Origin of the sequence: Bradyrhizobium sp., assembly GCF_035484855.1 — a bacterium.
Classification (GTDB): domain Bacteria; phylum Pseudomonadota; class Alphaproteobacteria; order Rhizobiales; family Xanthobacteraceae; genus Bradyrhizobium.
In genome coordinates this window covers 20,235-36,803 of record NZ_DATHOP010000222.1, presented here as the reverse complement: position 1 = coordinate 36,803, position 16,569 = coordinate 20,235, and the positions used below count along the sequence as shown (strand labels likewise).

The following is a 16,569-nucleotide window of genomic DNA, read 5'->3' as shown; positions in this document are numbered from 1 at the left end:
ACCTCGCCACCATGCGCAGGCTCGCCCTCAACATCCTGCGAACTCACCCAGATCGAGCCTCCCTGCGGCGAAAAATCAAACGCGCCGGATGGGATAACGCCTTCCTCATGGCTGCTCTCAGCCATATGCGATAGCCCTGCCTGGAGGGGGAGGGTAAGAACGACTCACCGCCTATTCGGATCGAAGCGTTTCTCCAGGCCCTTCCAGCAATCGGCATAGTCGTCCTGCCGCGTCGAACTCTTCGCGGCATGCGCGGTGACGCGCTGCGGGTATCGCGTCTCGAACATGAAGGCCATGGTGCCCGTGAGCTTCACCGGCTTCAATTCGGAATTGCTGGCGTGGTCGAAGGCGTCGCGGTCGGGGCCGTGCGGCAGCATCATGTTGTGCAGGCTCATGCCGCCGGGGACAAAACCTTTCGGCTTGGCGTCGTAGACGCCGTAGATCAGGCCCATGAACTCCGACATGATGTTCATGTGATACCAGGGCGGCCGAAAGGTGTTTTCCGCCACCTGCCAGCGCTCCGGGAAGATGACAAAATCGATGTTCGCGGTACCCGCGGTTTCCGACGGCGAGGTCAAGACCGTGAAGATCGACGGATCCGGATGATCGAAGCTGATGGCGCCGACCGGCGAGAACGTCCGCAGATCGTATTTGTAGGGCGCGTAATTGCCATGCCAGGCCACCACATCGATTGGCGAATGCGGCAGCGTGGTTTTGAACAGCGAGCCGCCCCATTTCACGAACAGTTCGGTCGGCGTGTCCTTGTCCTCATAAGCGGCCACGGGGGTGAGGAAATCGCGCGCGTTCGCCAGGCAATTGGCGCCGATCGGGCCGCGCTCCGGCATCGTGAAGCCGCCGCCGTAGTTTTCGCAGATGTAGCCGCGCGCGGGGCCCGACGGAATTTCGACGCGGAATTTGACGCCGCGCGGGAGTACCGCGATCTCGCCGGGCTCGATGTCGATCCGGCCGAACTCGGTGACGAAGCGCAGATTGCCCTGTTGCGCCACGAACATCATCTCGCCATCGGCATTGTAGAAATGCTGGTCGACCATCGATTTGGTGATCAGGAACACATGCGCGGCCATACCGGCCTGCGTGTTGACGTCGCCGGCCGTGGTCATGGTCTGCACGCCCTGCAGAAAAGTCATCTCTTGCTTCGGGATCGGCGTCGGGTCCCAGCGCAGTTGCGCGATCGGCAAATCGTATTCATGGCACGGCGCGCTGCGCCACAGCCCCGCATCGACCTTGGTGAAACGTCCGGAATGTTTCACCGACGGCCGGATACGATAGAGCCAGGAGCGCTCGTTGCTGCCGCGCGGCGCCGTGAACGGCGAGCCCGAGAGCTGTTCGGCATAGAGCCCATAGGCCGCCCGCTGCGGCGAATTGCGCCCGACCGGCAGCGCGCCGGGCAGCGCCTCGGTCTCAAAGCTGTTGCCGAAGCCGGACATGTAGCCCGGCGTGACGCCTGTGGTGCTGCGGCTGACGAGGTCGGGCGAAGTGTTGATGTTCATGGTTATCCTCCTTGCAAGGCAGCCCACATTTCGCGGTCGCGCTCCGCGGTCCAGATCACGGGGTCGTCGATTCCAGACGCTTCGTCGAAAGCGCGCGAGACGTTGAAGGGCAGGCAGTGTTCGTAGATCGCAAAACTCGAAAACTTCGGATCCATCACCTCGCGCGACGCGGCCATCGTGTCCTTGAGATTGCGGCCCTTGGCGACGGCGGATTCGGCCGCGCCATAGAGCGTGGTGACGAAATCGCGCGTCATGGCGATGGCCTCGCGTCCCGTCGCAATGCCCTTCAGCGCGTCGCCGCGCCCCGGCGCGATCGCCTTGGGATTGAAGGCGCGGATTTCATTCAAGGTCGCCGGCCATTCGCGCAGATGCGCATCGCCGCAATAGCAGGCCGAATGATATTCGATCAGGTCGCCGGAAAACATCACCTCCGCATCCGGCACCCAGGCCACGATATCGCCTGAGGTGTGCCCCGCGCCGAGCTGCATCAGCCGCACCTCGCGTTTGCCGAGGTAGATCGACATCTCGCCTTCGAAAGTCAGCGTCGGCCAGGTCAGGCCGGGGATGCTCTGCGCATCCTGGAACAGCCGCGGAAAGCGGCCATATTCGGAATCCCAATCCTGCTGGCCGCGCTCCGCGACCAGCCGGTAAGTCTCCTGCGAGGCAATGATGCCTTGCGCCTTGTAGGCCGAAGCGCCCAGCACCCGCACCGCGTGGTAATGCGACAGCACCACATATTTGATCGGCTTGTCGGTGACGCTCTTGACCCGCTCGATCACCTTACCCGCCATCGCCGGCGTCGCCTGCGCGTCGAACACCAAGCAGCCGTCGTCGCCGACGATGACGGCCGAATTCGGATCGCCCTCGGCAGTGAAGGCGTAGAGGTCGGTGCCGATCTCGGAGAAGGTGACTTTCTTCTCCGCCATGTCGGTCGTGGACGCGAAACCCTTGGCCATTAATCCATTTCCCTTTTCGATAACACTGACTCTATGCGCGTCATTGCGAGCGTAGCGAAGCAATCCATAGCGAGCCTAGGGGAAAGATGGATTGCTTCGCTTCGCTCGCAATGACGTGTTTGGGCATGTGAGTATCATTATTGTTGCTGCTGCTGTTGCTGCTGGCTCGCATCCGTCATTCGCCGCTTCGCCAGCGCGATCGCCTCAACCAGCACGTCGAAATCGCCGATATGGTTGGCGAGGATCAGGACCAGCGCCGCGTCGAGATCGGCGCTCTGCTCATCAGACAGCCCGCGATGTGCTTCCACGACGGCGCGAAACGCGTCGTCCGGCCTGGCAAAATTCGAACTGGTCGACAACGCCATTTAAAACCCTCAGCTATTGCCGCAAGCGCGCGTCAGCGCCGCGTCGAGCGCAGATCGTGTCGGATGACGAAACCGGGCGGCGACATAGCCGTCCGGCCTCACCAGATAGGCGGTGCCGGGCTCGGCATCATAACGCCTGCCGGCCAGGTTTTCGGAATCGCGCAGACCGTCGCCGCCGCCGATCCGGATCACGCCGACACCGTCGGGAGGTTCAATCGCTTTACCATTGGCGAACTCGATCAGTACAAAACCTTTTCCGCATTTGACGAAGGCGTCGGTCAGATACGAAGCGCTGCCATCGCGCCCGGTCATCGGCGCATCCAGCATGGAGGCGCCGGGCCGCGGTCCACCGCGCCACATCTCCCGATCTTCGGTCGACAGCGGCGACTGATAGCTCGAAGGCACCGACAGCCGTCCGCCATTGATCATGCGCTTGCCGAATTCGGTTTCCTTGGCGAGCGACAGCACCGCTTTTCGCAATCGCGCCTCCTGGCGTGAGGCGGGCGCCATGAAATCGGTCGAGCGGGTCGATTCGCGGATGTTTTCGTCGGCAGCAGCGCTTCGTTCGACGTGATAGCTCTCGAGCAGCGCTTGCGGCGAGTTCCCGCGCAGCACGCGGTCGAGCTTCCATGCCAGGTTCTCGGCATCCTCCAGCCCGGAATTGGCGCCGCGGGCGCCGAACGGTGAGACCTGGTGCGCGGCATCGCCGGCGAAGATCACGCGGCCGTGGATGAACCGATCCATCCGGCGGCACTGGAATTTGTAGAGCGAGATCCATTCGAAATCGAAATTCCCGTGATCGAGCATGCGGGCGATCCGCGGCCGCACGTTTTCCGGCCGCTTCTCGATCGCGGGGTCCGCGTCGGGGCTGAGCTGCAAATCGATGCGCCAGATGTCGTCCGGCTGCTTGTGCAATAGCGCCGATCTTCCGGCGTGGAACGGCGGGTCGAACCAGAACCACCGCTCGGTCGGAAATTCCGCGGTCATCTTGACGTCGGCGATCAGGAACTGATCCTCGAACACCTGGCCTGTGAATTCGGCGCCGACCAATTGCCGCAGCGACGACCGCGCGCCGTCGCAGGCGACGACATGGCTGGCCCGCAGCCTATAGAGGCCCTCCGGCGTCTCGATCGTCAGCACCACATGATCGTTGCGCGGTTGCAATCCCGTCACCTTGTTGCGCCAGCGCAGGTCGATCGCAGCAAGCTCCTGCACCCGATCGACCAGATAGGCCTCGGCATAAAATTGCTGCAGGTTGATGAAGGCCGGACGCTTGTGGCCCTCCTCGGGCAACAGGTTGAACTGGTAGAGCAGCGAGGCGCCGTGGAAGATCTTGCCGACGCTCCACACCACGCCCTTGTCGACCATGCGCTGTCCCACGCCGAGCCGGTCCCAATATTCCAGCGAGCGCTTGGAGAAGCAGATCGCGCGCGAGCCCTCGCCGATCCGGTCGGCGTCGTCGAGCAGCACCACGCTCTGGCCGCGCTGCGCCAGATCGATCGCAAGCGACAGCCCGACCGGCCCGGCGCCGACCACGACCACCGGATGGCGGGCGATGTCGGCCCAGCTCCGATCCTGGTCGGCGTGGCGGCGATAGCCGAACTGGATTTTTGATTGCGTCATGCGCCCGGCTGCTCTGGCAAAACGGTTTCATTCCCGCTAAATAGTCGCAACTGCAACTATCTAGACTACCGGCGCCCGCCGTCAACTCAAATTGGAGCGATTTTGGCCACCCTCGATCTGTTCCGATTTGCGCCGTTCCGGTTGAACCGGCTCGCCGCCGAGGTTTCCGCCGCGCTCGCCAGCGAATACCGCGAGCGCTACGGGCTGGATATTCCGGAATGGCGGGTGCTGGCGACGCTCGGCTTCCGCGATGACGCCTGCAGCGCGCAATATATTTCGCATTGCACCCGGACCCACAAATCCACCATCAGCCGCGCCGTCACCGCGCTGATGAAGCGGCAACTGGTGGAACGCGTCGAGAATGAGGACGACCGCCGCGAATTCAAGCTGCGCCTGACGCGGAAAGGCAACGCGCTGTACCAACAGCTGATCCCGCGGTTGTTGCGCCGCGAGCAGGAGATATTGTCGTGCCTGTCGGCGCGCGAACGCAAGGAATTTGCGACGCTGCTCGGCAAGATCGAGGACAGTCTGGGGTTGGTGCAGACCAGCGAGGAAGCAGGCAAGGCCGGCGGGTATTGAGGCCCTTCGTCATGGCCGGGATTCTTCCCGGCCATCCCGTCTTTGCCTCGAAGAAGGAAGACGTGGATGCCCGGCACAAGGCCGGGCATGACGAACTTGGTGCTGACGTTTCGCTCGTGCTATTTCACGAACGAGCGCGACGGCGCCTTGTGCAGGGCGAAGGCATCGACCTTGTCGCTGGCGCGCGGATAGATCTCGGCGACGATCGGATCGTGGCCCGGAATGAAGCGATCCGGATGACCGGCGAGACGCTCGACGATCTCCCATCCCGTCGCCATGTCGCCGATATTGTAGACGATCGGAAACGGGCTGCGCCGATGCAAATTGGCGTAGTAATGCGCGGCGTCGGAGGCGAGCACCACTGGACCGCGTTCGGTCGCCACCCGCACCACCTGCAATCCGTCGGAATGGCCGCCGACCCGGTGCACGGTCACCTCAGGCGCGATCTCGCCTTCGCCGGCGTGGAAGGTGACGCGCTCGCCATAGACGTGGCGCACCATCTGCGTGACATGCTCGACCGTGAAGGGATGACGCAACATGCCGTTGCACATGCAACGTCCGGTCGCATAGGCCATCTCGCGATCCTGCAGATGGAAGCGCGCGTTGGGGAAGCGGTCCAGATTGCCGGCGTGGTCGTAATGCAGGTGGGTGACGACGACGTCCTTGATATCTTCCGCGTTGACGCCAAAACCCTTGAGCGCATCGACCGGATTGAGCGTCAGCTTGCGGCCGCGCAAGCTCGCTTCATCGGCATTGAAGCCGGTATCGACCAGGATGTTGCGGCCTCCTCCGCGGATCAGCCAGACGAAATAGTCGAGATCCTGGGCGCTGGTCTCGTGCGGATCGGGCGAGAGGAAGTTCATATGCGGCGTGCGCGCCATGGTCGCATAGCGCAGCGCGTAGATTTCGTAGGCGTTTCCCATCGGTGCCACTTCTTGCTGGTTGGTTGGGCGATCGGCCGGTGGCGCAACAAGCCATCGCGCTCGCAAAAGGTCAACGGAGGAGACCATGCCGCAATGTGAGATCGGTCACATTGTAATCTTCCGCCGGGGAGGGGAAGCGATCGAGCGCGGCAAACGGATCCCTCCCCGCTTCTCCTGTTGGGAAACCCGCCGCTCCATCGATCGATTCCGACGGATACCCCGGAGCTGGGGAAAGTTTTGTTGCGGATATTTGACGGACCGGTAGCGGCTTTTGGATAGTTGACGGACATGCGTACCCGGTTTGATAATGCGGGTTGCGTGGGGTAAGGTCGCCGAGGCGCGAGCTGGAATCGGCGTCTTTTTGGCTGGACCGCGGTGGGATGAGAATTTTTCTCGTATTGCTTGTGACCCTGATCTTGTCGGTCGCGCCGATCGTGCCGTCGTCAGCCGCGGATCGCGGCGACCGCTTTGCGCTGGTGATCGGCAACTCGAAATATCCCGACGCCGAAACGCCGCTGAAGGAACCGATCAACGACGCCCGCGACGTCGCCGACGAACTCAAGCGCGACGGCTTCAACGTCGAGATCGGCGAAAACCTGACCATCGACGGCACGCGGAAGGCCTTTGACCGGCTTTATGGGAAGATCAAGCCCGGCTCGGTCGCGCTGATTTTCTTCTCGGGCTTCGGTATCCAGTCCAATCGCCAGAGCTACATGATCCCGGTCGACGCCCAGATCTGGATCGAGCCGGACGTCAAGCGCGATGGTTTCAGCCTCGAGACGGTGCTGGGCGAGATCAACAACCGCGGCGCGGGCGTCAAGATCGCGCTGATCGATGCTTCAAGGCGCAATCCGTTCGAGCGCCGGTTCCGCAGCTTTTCGGCCGGCCTGGCGCCGGTGATCGCGCCGAACGGGACGCTGGTGATGTATTCGGCGGCGCTGTCCTCTGTCGTGTCGGACGTCGGCAGCGATCACAGCCCGTTCGTGCAGGAACTGCTCAAGGAAATCCGGGTTCCCGACCTGATGGCGGAAGAGACGCTGAACCGGACCCGGGTCGGCGTCACCCGCGCCTCCCGCGGCGCGCAGGTGCCATGGATTTCGTCCTCGCTCGCCGAGGATTTTTCGTTCATTCCGGGCGCGCGGCCGTCCGGTTCGGTGGTGGCGACGCTGCCGCCACCCAATCCCGAGCCGCCGCCGCTCCCGCCGCCACCGCGTTACGATCCCCCGCCTCCGCGCTACGACCCCCCGCCGCAGCAGCCCAAGGTCGAGGTTCTGCCGCCCCCCGTGGATAGGCCGGTCGAGAAGGACGATTCGAACTCGCAGCTCGCACTGGCCGACGACCCGACCATCAAGAGCCTGACCGCCAAGCTGAACGACAATCCCGACGACCAGAACGCGCTGTACCGGCGCGGGCAGGTCTATGCCAGCAAGGGGGCCTATAGCCTGGCGATCCGGGATTTCGACGATTCGATCCGGCTGAACTCCAAGGATGTCGAGGCCTACAACAACCGCTGCTGGGCCCGCGCCGTGATCGGCGACCTGCAGGCGGCCCTGAAGGACTGCAACGAGGCGCTCCGGCTGCGCCCGAATTTCGTCGACGCGCTGGACAGCCGCGGGCTCGTTAACCTCAAGAGCGGAATGACGAAAAACGCCATTGCCGATTTCGACGCCGCGCTGAAGATCAATCCGAAGCTGACGTCGTCGCTGTACGGGCGCGGGCTCGCCAAGCGGCGCAACGGCGCCTTTGCCGAGGGCGATATCGACATCACCAACGCCAAGGCGATGGATCCGGACATCGTCAAGGAATTTTCCGATTACGGGGTACGTTGACGGCCAATTACGGAGTAAGTTGACGGTAATTTGAGTTGGGATGCCGGCGCTTTCCTCGAACCCTGGGGCCGGCGCCAAAGACAACAGGGAAGCAGCCGCGACCGGTTTGGCGGCTTTGTCTATTATTGATTTGGAACCGCGCGGGCAGCGCAGGGCAGGAGGGACTGGCAATGTCGAGAATGTCTGCAAGGAGAAGTCTTACCGCGATGCTTTCGTTTCTGACGGTTGGGGCGGTGCTTTCGCTCGGTGTGGCAGCCGCCAGAGCCGGCGACGCCAACGTCACCGAGGATCAAATCGTCCGGGCGCTGGTACCGGTGAAAAAGCCGTTGACCCGGGGCCTGTCAGTGGGTCCCCAGACCGAGCCAGATCCGGCGACGGTTGCCGCCGAGGGACGTCTGCTTCAGGCCGTCCGCGGCAAGCCGACGCGTTCGCTGACGACCACCGAGCGTGAAGAGATCGCCACCGTCGTCAAGGACAAGCCGAAAATCGATCTCGAAATCAACTTCGACTACAATTCGGCCGAGATCAGCGCGAAGTCGCTGCCGTCGGTCCAGGCGCTCGGCAAGGCGCTGACCAATCCCGACCTGAAGGGCTCGACCTTCGTGCTGGCCGGCCATACCGACGCCGCGGGCGGTGAGAGCTACAATCAGGACCTGTCGGAGCGGCGTGCCGACGCCATCAAGAAGTATCTGGTCGACAGATACAATATCGCGGCTTCCGACCTCGTGACCGTCGGCTATGGCAAGAGCAAGCTCAAGGACCCGGCCAACCCGATGGCGGACGCCAACCGCCGTGTGCAGGTGGCCAATATGGAGAATAAGGCCACGGCATCGAAGTAACGGTGGCAGGCCCGAATAAAGTTCCGCCTCGGCAATGCGTCCCGCATCCCTGCGGGACGCCGTCGTCTCGATCTCCCGAATAGGCATCCACTTCGCGCCCGGCCTTTTTGCCGGACGTCTCCAAATGCGTCACATCAAATGCGTCACACCGTTTGAGTGGACCGCTGCGATCCAATATGATCTGCCATTGCTACCCGCCCTCCCGCGGCTTTAGGTCTGGATTGATCCGGCGATGACGCTCTCCGAGTACACAAAACCTGCGCTGACCGCGGTCTTCCTGGTGGCCCTGGCGGCTGGTTGGTACTGGTTCGAGCATCGTTCGCCGCCCGAGGAGAAGGAAACGCAGACCGACGCGCTCGTCATCGTGACGAAAGCCGTCGACGCCTGCTTCTCCGATGTGGTGCGGGGCACCGGATATGTCGTGCCGCGCCGGGAGGCGGTGGTAGGCGTCGACCAGGAGGGGTCCAAGGTTTCCGACGTACTCGTCCGCGAAGGCGACATGGTCCGCGACGATCAGGAACTGGCGCGGCTGACGCCACCACCGCAGCAGCAGCAGCAAGGCGGAGGCGGCGGCAACAACAGGCCCGCTTCGCCGACGTCGCTGCGCGCGCCGGCCCCCGGTCTCGTCACCGAGGTCCGGACCGTCGCCGGCGCGCCGGCTTCGCCGCAGGCAGGCCCGATGTTCCGCATCGCCGTCAACAACGAGCTCGAACTGGATGCCGAGGTCCCCGCCTTCAACCTGCTGAAGCTCAATGCGGGCGCCAATGTACGTATCAGCCGTGACAGCGCTCCGGATATCCTGGGACGGGTGCGGCTGGTTTCGCCGCAAATCGACCGCGCCACCCAGCTCGGCCATGTCCGGATCACCCTTACCGGCACCGCTCAGCTCAAGCCCGGCATGTTTGCCCGCGTCCACATCGACGCCAAGCGAAGCTGCGGCGTCGCCGTCCTGCGCAGCGCCATTGACCATCTGACCGTTCAGGTGGTCAATGGAAATACCGTCGAAACGCGCAAGGTGCGGGTCGGGCTGGTGCAGGACAACATGACGGAGATCCTTGAAGGGCTCAGGGTCGGCGAAACCGTCGTCGCCGATGCCGGCTCTTCGCTACATGACGGCGACCAGATCAAGACCATGTTCGCCGACGACGATCGAACGCGGGTACGCTGATGGCTCTCAATATCTCGGCATGGTCGATCCGCAACCCGCTTCCGTCCATCGTGTTTTCGATCATTCTATTGGTGCTCGGCTGGGTCAGCTTCACCAAGCTCGCGGTGACGCGGCTGCCCTCGGCCGACATTCCCGTGATCTCGGTCGCGGTCGCGCAGTTCGGCGCGGCGCCGGCCGAGCTGGAATCGCAGGTCACGAAGACCATCGAAGACGGCGTCTCCGGTGTCGAGGGCGTGCGGCACATTTCGTCCTCGATCACCGACGGATTGTCGGTGACCACGATCCAGTTCGCGCTCGAGACCAATACCGACCGCGCGCTGAACGACATCAAGGACGCCGTGACGCGGGTGCGCTCCAACCTGCCGCAGAACGTCAATGAGCCGCTGATCCAGCGGGTCGACGTCATCGGCCTGCCGATCGTCACCTATGCCGCGATCTCTCCCGGCAAGACGCCGGAGCAATTGTCCTATTTCGTCGACGACGTCGTCAAACGTGCGCTGCAGGGCGTGCGCGGCGTCGCCCAGGTCGAGCGCATCGGCGGTGTCGAGCGCGAGATCCTGGTCTCGCTCGATCCCGACCGGCTGCAGGCCGCAGGCCTCACCGCGGTCAATGTCAGCCAGAGCCTGCGCGGCACCAATGTCGACCTCGCCGGCGGCCGGGCCGAGATCGGCAAGAACGACCAGGCGATCCGCACGCTCGCCGGCGCCAAGACGCTGAGCGAACTCGCCGGCACCATGATCCCGCTGTTCGGCGGCGGCGAGGTCCGGCTCGACGATCTCGGCACCGTCACCGACACCATCGCCGACCGCCGCACCTTCGCGCGCTTCAACGGCGAGCCGGTGGTGGCGCTCGGCATCAAGCGTTCCAAGGGCGCCAGCGACGTGGTGGTCGCGGCCGCCGTGCAGAAGCGCATCGACGCGCTGAAGGTGGCCTATCCCGACGTCGACCTGAAGCTGATCGACACCTCGGTGGAATTCACCAAGGGCAATTACGAGGCGGCGATCTCGACCCTGTTCGAAGGCGCGATTCTCGCCGTCGTCATCGTGCTGTTGTTCCTGCGCGACCTGCGCGCCACCATCATCGCCGCGATCTCGCTGCCGCTGTCGATCTTCCCGGCGTTCTGGGCGATGGACATTCTGGGATTCTCGCTCAACCTCGTCAGCTTCCTGGCGATCACGCTGTCGACGGGTATCCTGGTCGACGACGCCATCGTCGAGATCGAGAACATCGTCCGCCACATGCGGATGGGCAAATCGCCCTATCGCGCGGCGCTGGAGGCCGCCGACGAAATCGGGCTGGCCGTGATCGCGATCTCGCTGACCATCATCGCGATCTTCGCACCCGCAAGCTTCATGTCAGGCATTGCCGGGCAATTTTTCAAGCAGTTCGGCATTACGGTGTCGGTGCAGGTGTTCTTCTCGCTGCTCGCCGCCCGCTTCGTCACGCCGGTGCTGGCGGCCTATTTCCTGAAAGACCACGCCCATGACGATCCGCCGCCGGGACGGGCGCTGAAGGGCTACACCAGGCTCGTCACCTGGTCGGTCAAGCATTATTTCATTACCGTGCTGATCGGCTTCGGCATCTTTGCCGCCTCGATCTGGAGCATCACGCTGCTGCCGCAAGGCTTCCTGCCGGCGCAGGACACCGCGCGCTCGCTGCTCGCAATGGAGCTGCCCCCGGGCACGCAGCTCGCCTTCACCGAGAAGGTGACGGAGGAAATCGTCGCCCGGCTGCGCAAGCGGCCCGAGGTCAAGAGCGTGTTCGTCGATGGCGGTCGGGTGCCGCCGGGGACGTTGGAGGTGCGCCGCGCCGCGCTGATCATCAATTACACGCCGAAGACCAAGCGCAGCATCACCCAGCGCGAGCTTGAGCTTGCGATCTCCAAGGACCTCGAAAACGTCCCCGATATCCGGTTCTGGTTCCTCGACGAAAACGGCCTGCGCGCGATCTCGCTGGTGGTCACCGGCGTCGACAGCAACATCGTCAACAATGTTGCCAGCGAACTCGCAACCCAGATGAAGCGGATTCCGCTGATCGCCAACGTCATCTCGGAAACCTCGCTCGACCGGCCCGAGCTGCGCATCCAGCCGCGCGCCGATCTGGCCGCGCGGCTCGGCGTCTCGACCGAAAGCCTGTCGCAGACGATCCGCGTCGCCACCATCGGCGACGTCGGTCCGGCGCTCGCCAAATTCGACGCCGGCGACCGGCTGGTGCCGATCCGCGTCCAGCTCGAGGATGCCGCGCGCGGCGATATCGCGCTGCTCGACCAGTTGCGGGTACCGCTCGGCGAGCACGGCGAAAAGGGCGGCGTGCCGCTGTCGGTGGTCGCCGACATCAAGCTCGACCAGGGTCCGACCAGCATCAACCGCTACGACCGGGAGCGCCAGGCCACGGTGGCGGCCGACCTCGTCGGATCGTCGGCGCTCGGCGACGCCACCAAGAAGATCTACGACCTGCCTGTCATGAAGACGCTGCCCAAGGGCGTCAAGGTCAGCCCCTCGGGCGACGCCGAAAGCCTCAACGAACTGTCGGAAGGCTTTGCCACCGCGATCACCGCCGGCCTGATGATGGTCTATGCGGTGCTGGTGCTGTTGTTCGGCACCTTCCTGCAGCCGATCACCATCCTGTTCTCGCTGCCGCTCTCGATCGGCGGCGCCATCGCGGCGCTGCTGGTGACCGGCAAGCAGCTGACGACGCCGGTGTGGATCGGCATCTTGATGCTGATGGGCATCGTCACCAAGAACGCCATCATGCTGGTGGAATTCGCGGTCGAATCGATCCACGAGGGCAAGCCGCGCCACGAGGCGATCATCGACGCCGGCATGAAGCGCGCCCGGCCCATCGTCATGACCACGATCGCGATGGCCGCCGGCATGATGCCATCGGCGCTGGCGTTCGGCGCCGGCGGCGAATTCCGCTCGCCGATGGCGCTCGCCGTGATCGGCGGCCTGGTGTTCTCCACCGTGCTGTCGCTGGTGTTCGTGCCGGCGATGTTCATGATGATGGACGACATCGGCTCGCTGTTCTGGCATTTCGGCAAGAAACTGCTCGTCTCGCACGGGGAGACCGAGGCCGCGAAGCCGGCCGATCATGGCGCCGGCCACGCCCCCGATCATCGCGAGCCGCCGGCCGCGCCGACCATCGTGCATTCGCCGGCGGCGGAGTAATCGTTGGATTTGACTCATGAGGCCTTCAGGCGACGTAAGGCCGTCTTTACTGGCCGCGGTAGCATTGTTGACGGACGTTCCCGCGCAGCAGCTCGTACGCGGGCAGGTAGGCACAATTGTCGAACAGCTTGACGACAAGACGTCGCTCGTGGAATTCAGCGACGAGCAGGGCTGCGCCTATGCCGTGGTGGCCTTTCCGCGCGCGGACCTCCTGGTCCCGCCCTACGTCCCGGAAGCCGCTTAAGGACTTTCACGAAGCGGCTTCGACCATTCGCGTCTTGGCTTCTTCCAGGAACGCGATGACGTGCGCGCGCGTGACGGATGGGAAGCCTGCGAGAAAGTCATCGATCGATTCGCCGGCCTCGAGATAGTCGAGCAAGGTTTGCACGGGGACTCGCGTCCCGTGGAACACGGCGGCGCCCCCCATGACGTCAGGGCTGATCGAGATGATCGGTTGGTTCATGTCGACAGATTACACCCCTTACTCGTTCCGTGCCACCGCCGTCAGCTTGGTCAGGTTCTGCAGCATGATGCGGCCGCGCTGCAGGTCCAAAATGCCGTCCTTGCGCCAGAGCTGGAGCTGGCGGTTGACGCTTTCGCGCGCGGCGCCGACGAAGATGCCGAGCTGTTCCTGGGAGATGTGCACCTCGGAGCCGAAATCGGCCGCCAGCGCGCACAGCCTGCGCGCGAGCCGCACCGGCAGCGGCTGCAGCATCGATTCCTCCATCCGCTCGCTCTGCCAGCGGATGCGCTGGCACAACAGCTGGATGATCTTGATCGCCACCTTGGGCTCGCGTTCGAGATGGGACAAAAAGTCCTCGCGCCGCAGCACGAATAATTCGCTTGCCTCGCCGGCGGCCGCGTCCGCGGTGCGGGGAAAGCCGTCGAGGACTGCGACCTCACCGAACAGATCGCCCGGGCCCATGAAATTGAGGGTCAAGCGGGTGCCGTCCGAGGCCCCGGTTTCGATCCGGATCTGGCCGCGGCGGACCCCGAACAGGGCATTGCCCGGATCGCCCTTCTGGAACAGCACCTCGCCGGTCTTGAGGTTCTGGGTGTGGCAGAGGTTTGAAATCCGCGCCAGTTCGTCGGCGCCCAGATCCGCAAACATCGGATTCATCTTCAGGATGACCGCAAATTCGGCGGCTTTGCTCATTGCAATGCTTCCCGGTTCAAAAAAACAGCCTCATCCGGAAGTGTGCCATAAGTCACATAACTTTGCGACCACCCTGGATTATTTTTAGCGGCTTTGAGCCGCTTCGCGTTTCCGGGGTAGACTTGAGGCCAAAATCGATGCCGTCTGCCGGGTACGGAATGTCGCCATGAGAGCCTTGAAAATCGCGGGCAGCGCCATTGCTGCCGTCGTCATCATCGCCGTGCTGCTGCTGGTCGTGGGAGTGCCGTTCGGCTTCCTGACCTCGGCGATCCAGGCGCGCGTGGAGCGTGAAACCGGCTACCGGCTGATCATCGCCGGCGGCACCAGCATCGGACTGTGGCCGTCGCTCAACGTGACGATGAACGACGTCACGCTGGAGGCGCCCAAGGACCGCGACGGCGCCAACCGCCTGACGGTGGGCAGCGTGCAGGCCGACATCACGTTGGCGAGCCTGTGGTCGGGCCACCCGCGGGTCACCGAACTCAACATCGTGCGGCCGGTGCTGCACGTGCCACTGCTGCGCGAGCGCACCGGGCCGCTCAATCCGGCCTCGAAACCGGCCGTCTCGTCGCCGGGCGAGGCCGATGACAGCGCGCCGTCGATCGACCGCGTGACGGTGACCGACGGGGTGGTCGAATTCTCCAATCCGCGCGACCGCGTCGACAACCGCATCGACGCCTTGAATCTCGACGCCACGATCGGCGCCGATCGCAAGGTCAAGGTCACCGGCAGCGCGCATGCCAGCGGGCATCTGCTCAAATTCGACATCGGCGCCACCGCGCCGGCGCATCCCGGCGAACGGCAGAATATTCCGGTCGCGCTGGTGCTCGACGCGCCGGGGCTGTTGCAGGCGCAGCTGTCGGCCAAGGCCGAGGTCCGGCTTAATGGCGCGGTGATCATGATCAACGGGCTGTCAGGCGCGCTCGGCGATAGCGAGTTCAACGGCTGGGCCTCGGTCGATACCGCGAGCAAGCCGCTGGTGAAACTCGATCTCGACTTCCAGCGGCTCGAGCTTGCGGCAGCCGCATCATCGGACGCCTCGCAGTCCGCGCAGGGCCTGCAGCAGGCCTGGAGCGAGGCCTCATTCGACCTCAACGGCCTGAACTATGTCGACGCCCAGGCGCGCATTTCCGCGGCCGAACTCGCCATCGGACAGGCGAGGTTCGCCCCAGTCTCGATCGACGCCGCGCTCGCCGGCGGTGTGTTGAGGGCGCGGTTTGCCAATCTCGGCGCCTATGACGGGCTGGCCAATGGCGACGTGATCGTCGATGCCTCGGCGGCAAACCCGGCCTATACCTTGCGCTGCGACCTCACCGGCGTCCGCGCGCTGCCGCTGCTGCGAAGCCTCGCCGGTTTCGACAAGCTCGACGGCAAGCTGCAGGCCAAGCTCGCGGTGCGCTCGATGGGCCTCTCCCAGCGCGCCATCATGAGCAATCTCGACGGTACCTTGTTCGCGGTATTCCAGGACGGCGCCATCAAGGGTCTCAACGTGGCGCAGATGATCCGCTCGCTAACCGCCAGCCCGCTGTCGGGCTGGCAGGAAGGTCAGGACCAGAACACCGACCTCACCCAGTTCGGCGCCTCGTTCAAGATCGAGAAGGGCCAGGCCACCACCACCGATCTCAATCTGGTCGGACCGCTGGTGCGGATGACCGGCGCCGGCACCATCGACCTCGGCACGCAGATGCTGGCGTTCCGGGTCGAGCCGAAACTGGTGATGACGACCGAAGGCCAGGGCCGCGCCGCCGATCCGGTCGGGTTCGGCATTCCCGTCGTGATCGACGGTTCCTGGTCCCAGCCGCGGATCTATCCGGACATGCAGGGCATCCTCGACAATCCCGATGCGGCCTATGCCAAACTCAAGCAGATGGGCCAAGGCCTGTTCGGGCCCGGCGGCGCCGGAATAGGCGGGCTTGCCAATGGACTAGGTAACGGACTTGGCAATGGCGGGGTCGGCAATGGCGGACTTGGCAATGCACTTGGCGGGCTCGGCGGATTGATGAAAGGCACGCCGGACGCTGGCGGCACCGGCGACAAGCCGGGCGATCCGCTCGGCGGCCAGCTCGGCTCGACCATCGGCAACCTGCTGCAGCAGGGACTTGGCCAAGGCACCGGGCAAGGGCTTGGCCAGGGACTTGGACAAGGCCGCAACATCCCGCCGCCGTCCTCGATCCCGCCGCCCGCGCAGGCCACCGCGCCGCCCCCGCCGCCGACGGGGCCGCCGCAAACCAGCGATTCGGCGATCCCGCAGCCGACCGAGGACAGCCAGGCGATGAAGGATGTGCTGAAGCGGCTGTTCAATCGGTGAGGTCGTAGTCTTCGCTCGCTTCGACCTTCGGTTCTTCGTTAATCCTCACACCGCCGTTGTTGCGCCCCCCACCCCCGACCCCTCCCCGCCACTCGCTACGCTCGCGGGGGGAGGGGGAAGTGGGAGTGCCCAAAATCGGGGCTAA

General features: G+C 64.2%; 14 protein-coding genes and 1 pseudogene. 8 read left to right on the top strand and 7 right to left on the bottom strand.

Annotated features, from left to right (window positions below; genetic code table 11):
* Positions 1–134, top strand: a pseudogene (locus VK804_RS25695) (ISAs1 family transposase); the annotation flags it as partial.
* Positions 135–164: 30 nt separating this feature from the next.
* Here VK804_RS25695 and hmgA read toward each other — a convergent pair.
* The 4 genes from hmgA to VK804_RS25675 all read right to left on the bottom strand — a co-directional run bounded on the left by hmgA (position 165) and on the right by VK804_RS25675 (position 4,455).
* A complete protein-coding gene (gene hmgA / locus VK804_RS25690; RefSeq protein ID WP_325375445.1) occupies positions 165–1,511 on the bottom strand; it encodes a homogentisate 1,2-dioxygenase in 1,347 nt (448 codons plus the stop codon).
* A 2-nt stretch (positions 1,512–1,513) separates the two neighbouring features.
* A complete protein-coding gene (locus VK804_RS25685; RefSeq protein WP_325375443.1) occupies positions 1,514–2,467 on the bottom strand; it encodes an MBL fold metallo-hydrolase in 954 nt (317 codons plus the stop codon).
* Positions 2,468–2,604: 137 nt separating this feature from the next.
* Positions 2,605–2,832, bottom strand: a complete 228-nt coding sequence (locus VK804_RS25680; protein WP_325375441.1) for a DUF2783 domain-containing protein — start codon at positions 2,830–2,832, stop codon at positions 2,605–2,607.
* A gap of 9 nt (positions 2,833–2,841) precedes the next feature.
* Positions 2,842–4,455, bottom strand: coding sequence for an FAD-dependent oxidoreductase (locus VK804_RS25675; RefSeq protein ID WP_325375438.1), 1,614 nt, complete (start codon positions 4,453–4,455; stop codon positions 2,842–2,844).
* A gap of 102 nt (positions 4,456–4,557) precedes the next feature.
* Here VK804_RS25675 and VK804_RS25670 point away from each other — a divergent pair, with 102 nt between their 5' ends.
* A complete protein-coding gene (locus VK804_RS25670) occupies positions 4,558–5,034 on the top strand; it encodes a MarR family winged helix-turn-helix transcriptional regulator (RefSeq protein ID WP_325375436.1) in 477 nt (158 codons plus the stop codon).
* A 119-nt stretch (positions 5,035–5,153) separates the two neighbouring features.
* On the opposite strand, the gene VK804_RS25665 is transcribed toward VK804_RS25670, so the two are convergent.
* Entirely contained in the window at positions 5,154–5,957 is an 804-nt protein-coding gene (locus tag VK804_RS25665; protein WP_325375434.1) for an N-acyl homoserine lactonase family protein, read from the bottom strand.
* Positions 5,958–6,337: 380 nt separating this feature from the next.
* On the opposite strand from VK804_RS25665, the gene VK804_RS25660 reads away from it, so the two are divergent.
* The 5 genes from VK804_RS25660 (at position 6,338) to VK804_RS25640 (ending at position 13,204) form a co-directional block, all read left to right on the top strand.
* Positions 6,338–7,786 carry a caspase family protein gene (locus tag VK804_RS25660; RefSeq protein WP_325375432.1) on the top strand — a complete coding sequence of 483 codons (1,449 nt, stop codon included), beginning with the start codon at positions 6,338–6,340 and terminating at the stop codon, positions 7,784–7,786.
* Positions 7,787–7,992: 206 nt separating this feature from the next.
* Positions 7,993–8,625 carry an OmpA family protein gene (locus VK804_RS25655; protein WP_414642845.1) on the top strand — a complete coding sequence of 211 codons (633 nt, stop codon included), beginning with the start codon at positions 7,993–7,995 and terminating at the stop codon, positions 8,623–8,625.
* A 232-nt stretch (positions 8,626–8,857) separates the two neighbouring features.
* On the top strand, positions 8,858–9,793 hold the full coding sequence (locus VK804_RS25650; RefSeq protein WP_325375428.1) for an efflux RND transporter periplasmic adaptor subunit: 936 nt from the start codon (positions 8,858–8,860) through the stop codon (positions 9,791–9,793).
* A complete protein-coding gene (locus VK804_RS25645) occupies positions 9,793–12,960 on the top strand; it encodes an efflux RND transporter permease subunit (RefSeq protein ID WP_325375426.1) in 3,168 nt (1,055 codons plus the stop codon). The genes VK804_RS25650 and VK804_RS25645 overlap by 1 nt, the downstream gene beginning before the upstream one ends.
* A 16-nt stretch (positions 12,961–12,976) precedes the next feature.
* Positions 12,977–13,204: a DUF4926 domain-containing protein gene (locus tag VK804_RS25640; RefSeq protein ID WP_325375424.1), complete on the top strand. Its 228-nt coding sequence runs from the start codon at positions 12,977–12,979 to the stop codon at positions 13,202–13,204.
* 6 nt (positions 13,205–13,210) lie between these two features.
* On the opposite strand, the gene VK804_RS25635 is transcribed toward VK804_RS25640, so the two are convergent.
* Both VK804_RS25635 and VK804_RS25630 read right to left on the bottom strand, forming a co-directional pair.
* Positions 13,211–13,423: a DUF433 domain-containing protein gene (locus tag VK804_RS25635; RefSeq protein ID WP_325375422.1), complete on the bottom strand. Its 213-nt coding sequence runs from the start codon at positions 13,421–13,423 to the stop codon at positions 13,211–13,213.
* 18 nt (positions 13,424–13,441) lie between these two features.
* Positions 13,442–14,116, bottom strand: coding sequence for a Crp/Fnr family transcriptional regulator (locus VK804_RS25630; protein WP_325375420.1), 675 nt, complete (start codon positions 14,114–14,116; stop codon positions 13,442–13,444).
* Positions 14,117–14,282: 166 nt separating this feature from the next.
* Here VK804_RS25630 and VK804_RS25625 point away from each other — a divergent pair, with 166 nt between their 5' ends.
* Complete coding sequence (locus VK804_RS25625; RefSeq protein WP_325375418.1) at positions 14,283–16,424, top strand: AsmA family protein; 2,142 nt, start codon at positions 14,283–14,285, stop codon at positions 16,422–16,424.
* Positions 16,425–16,569: the final 145 nt, after the last annotated feature.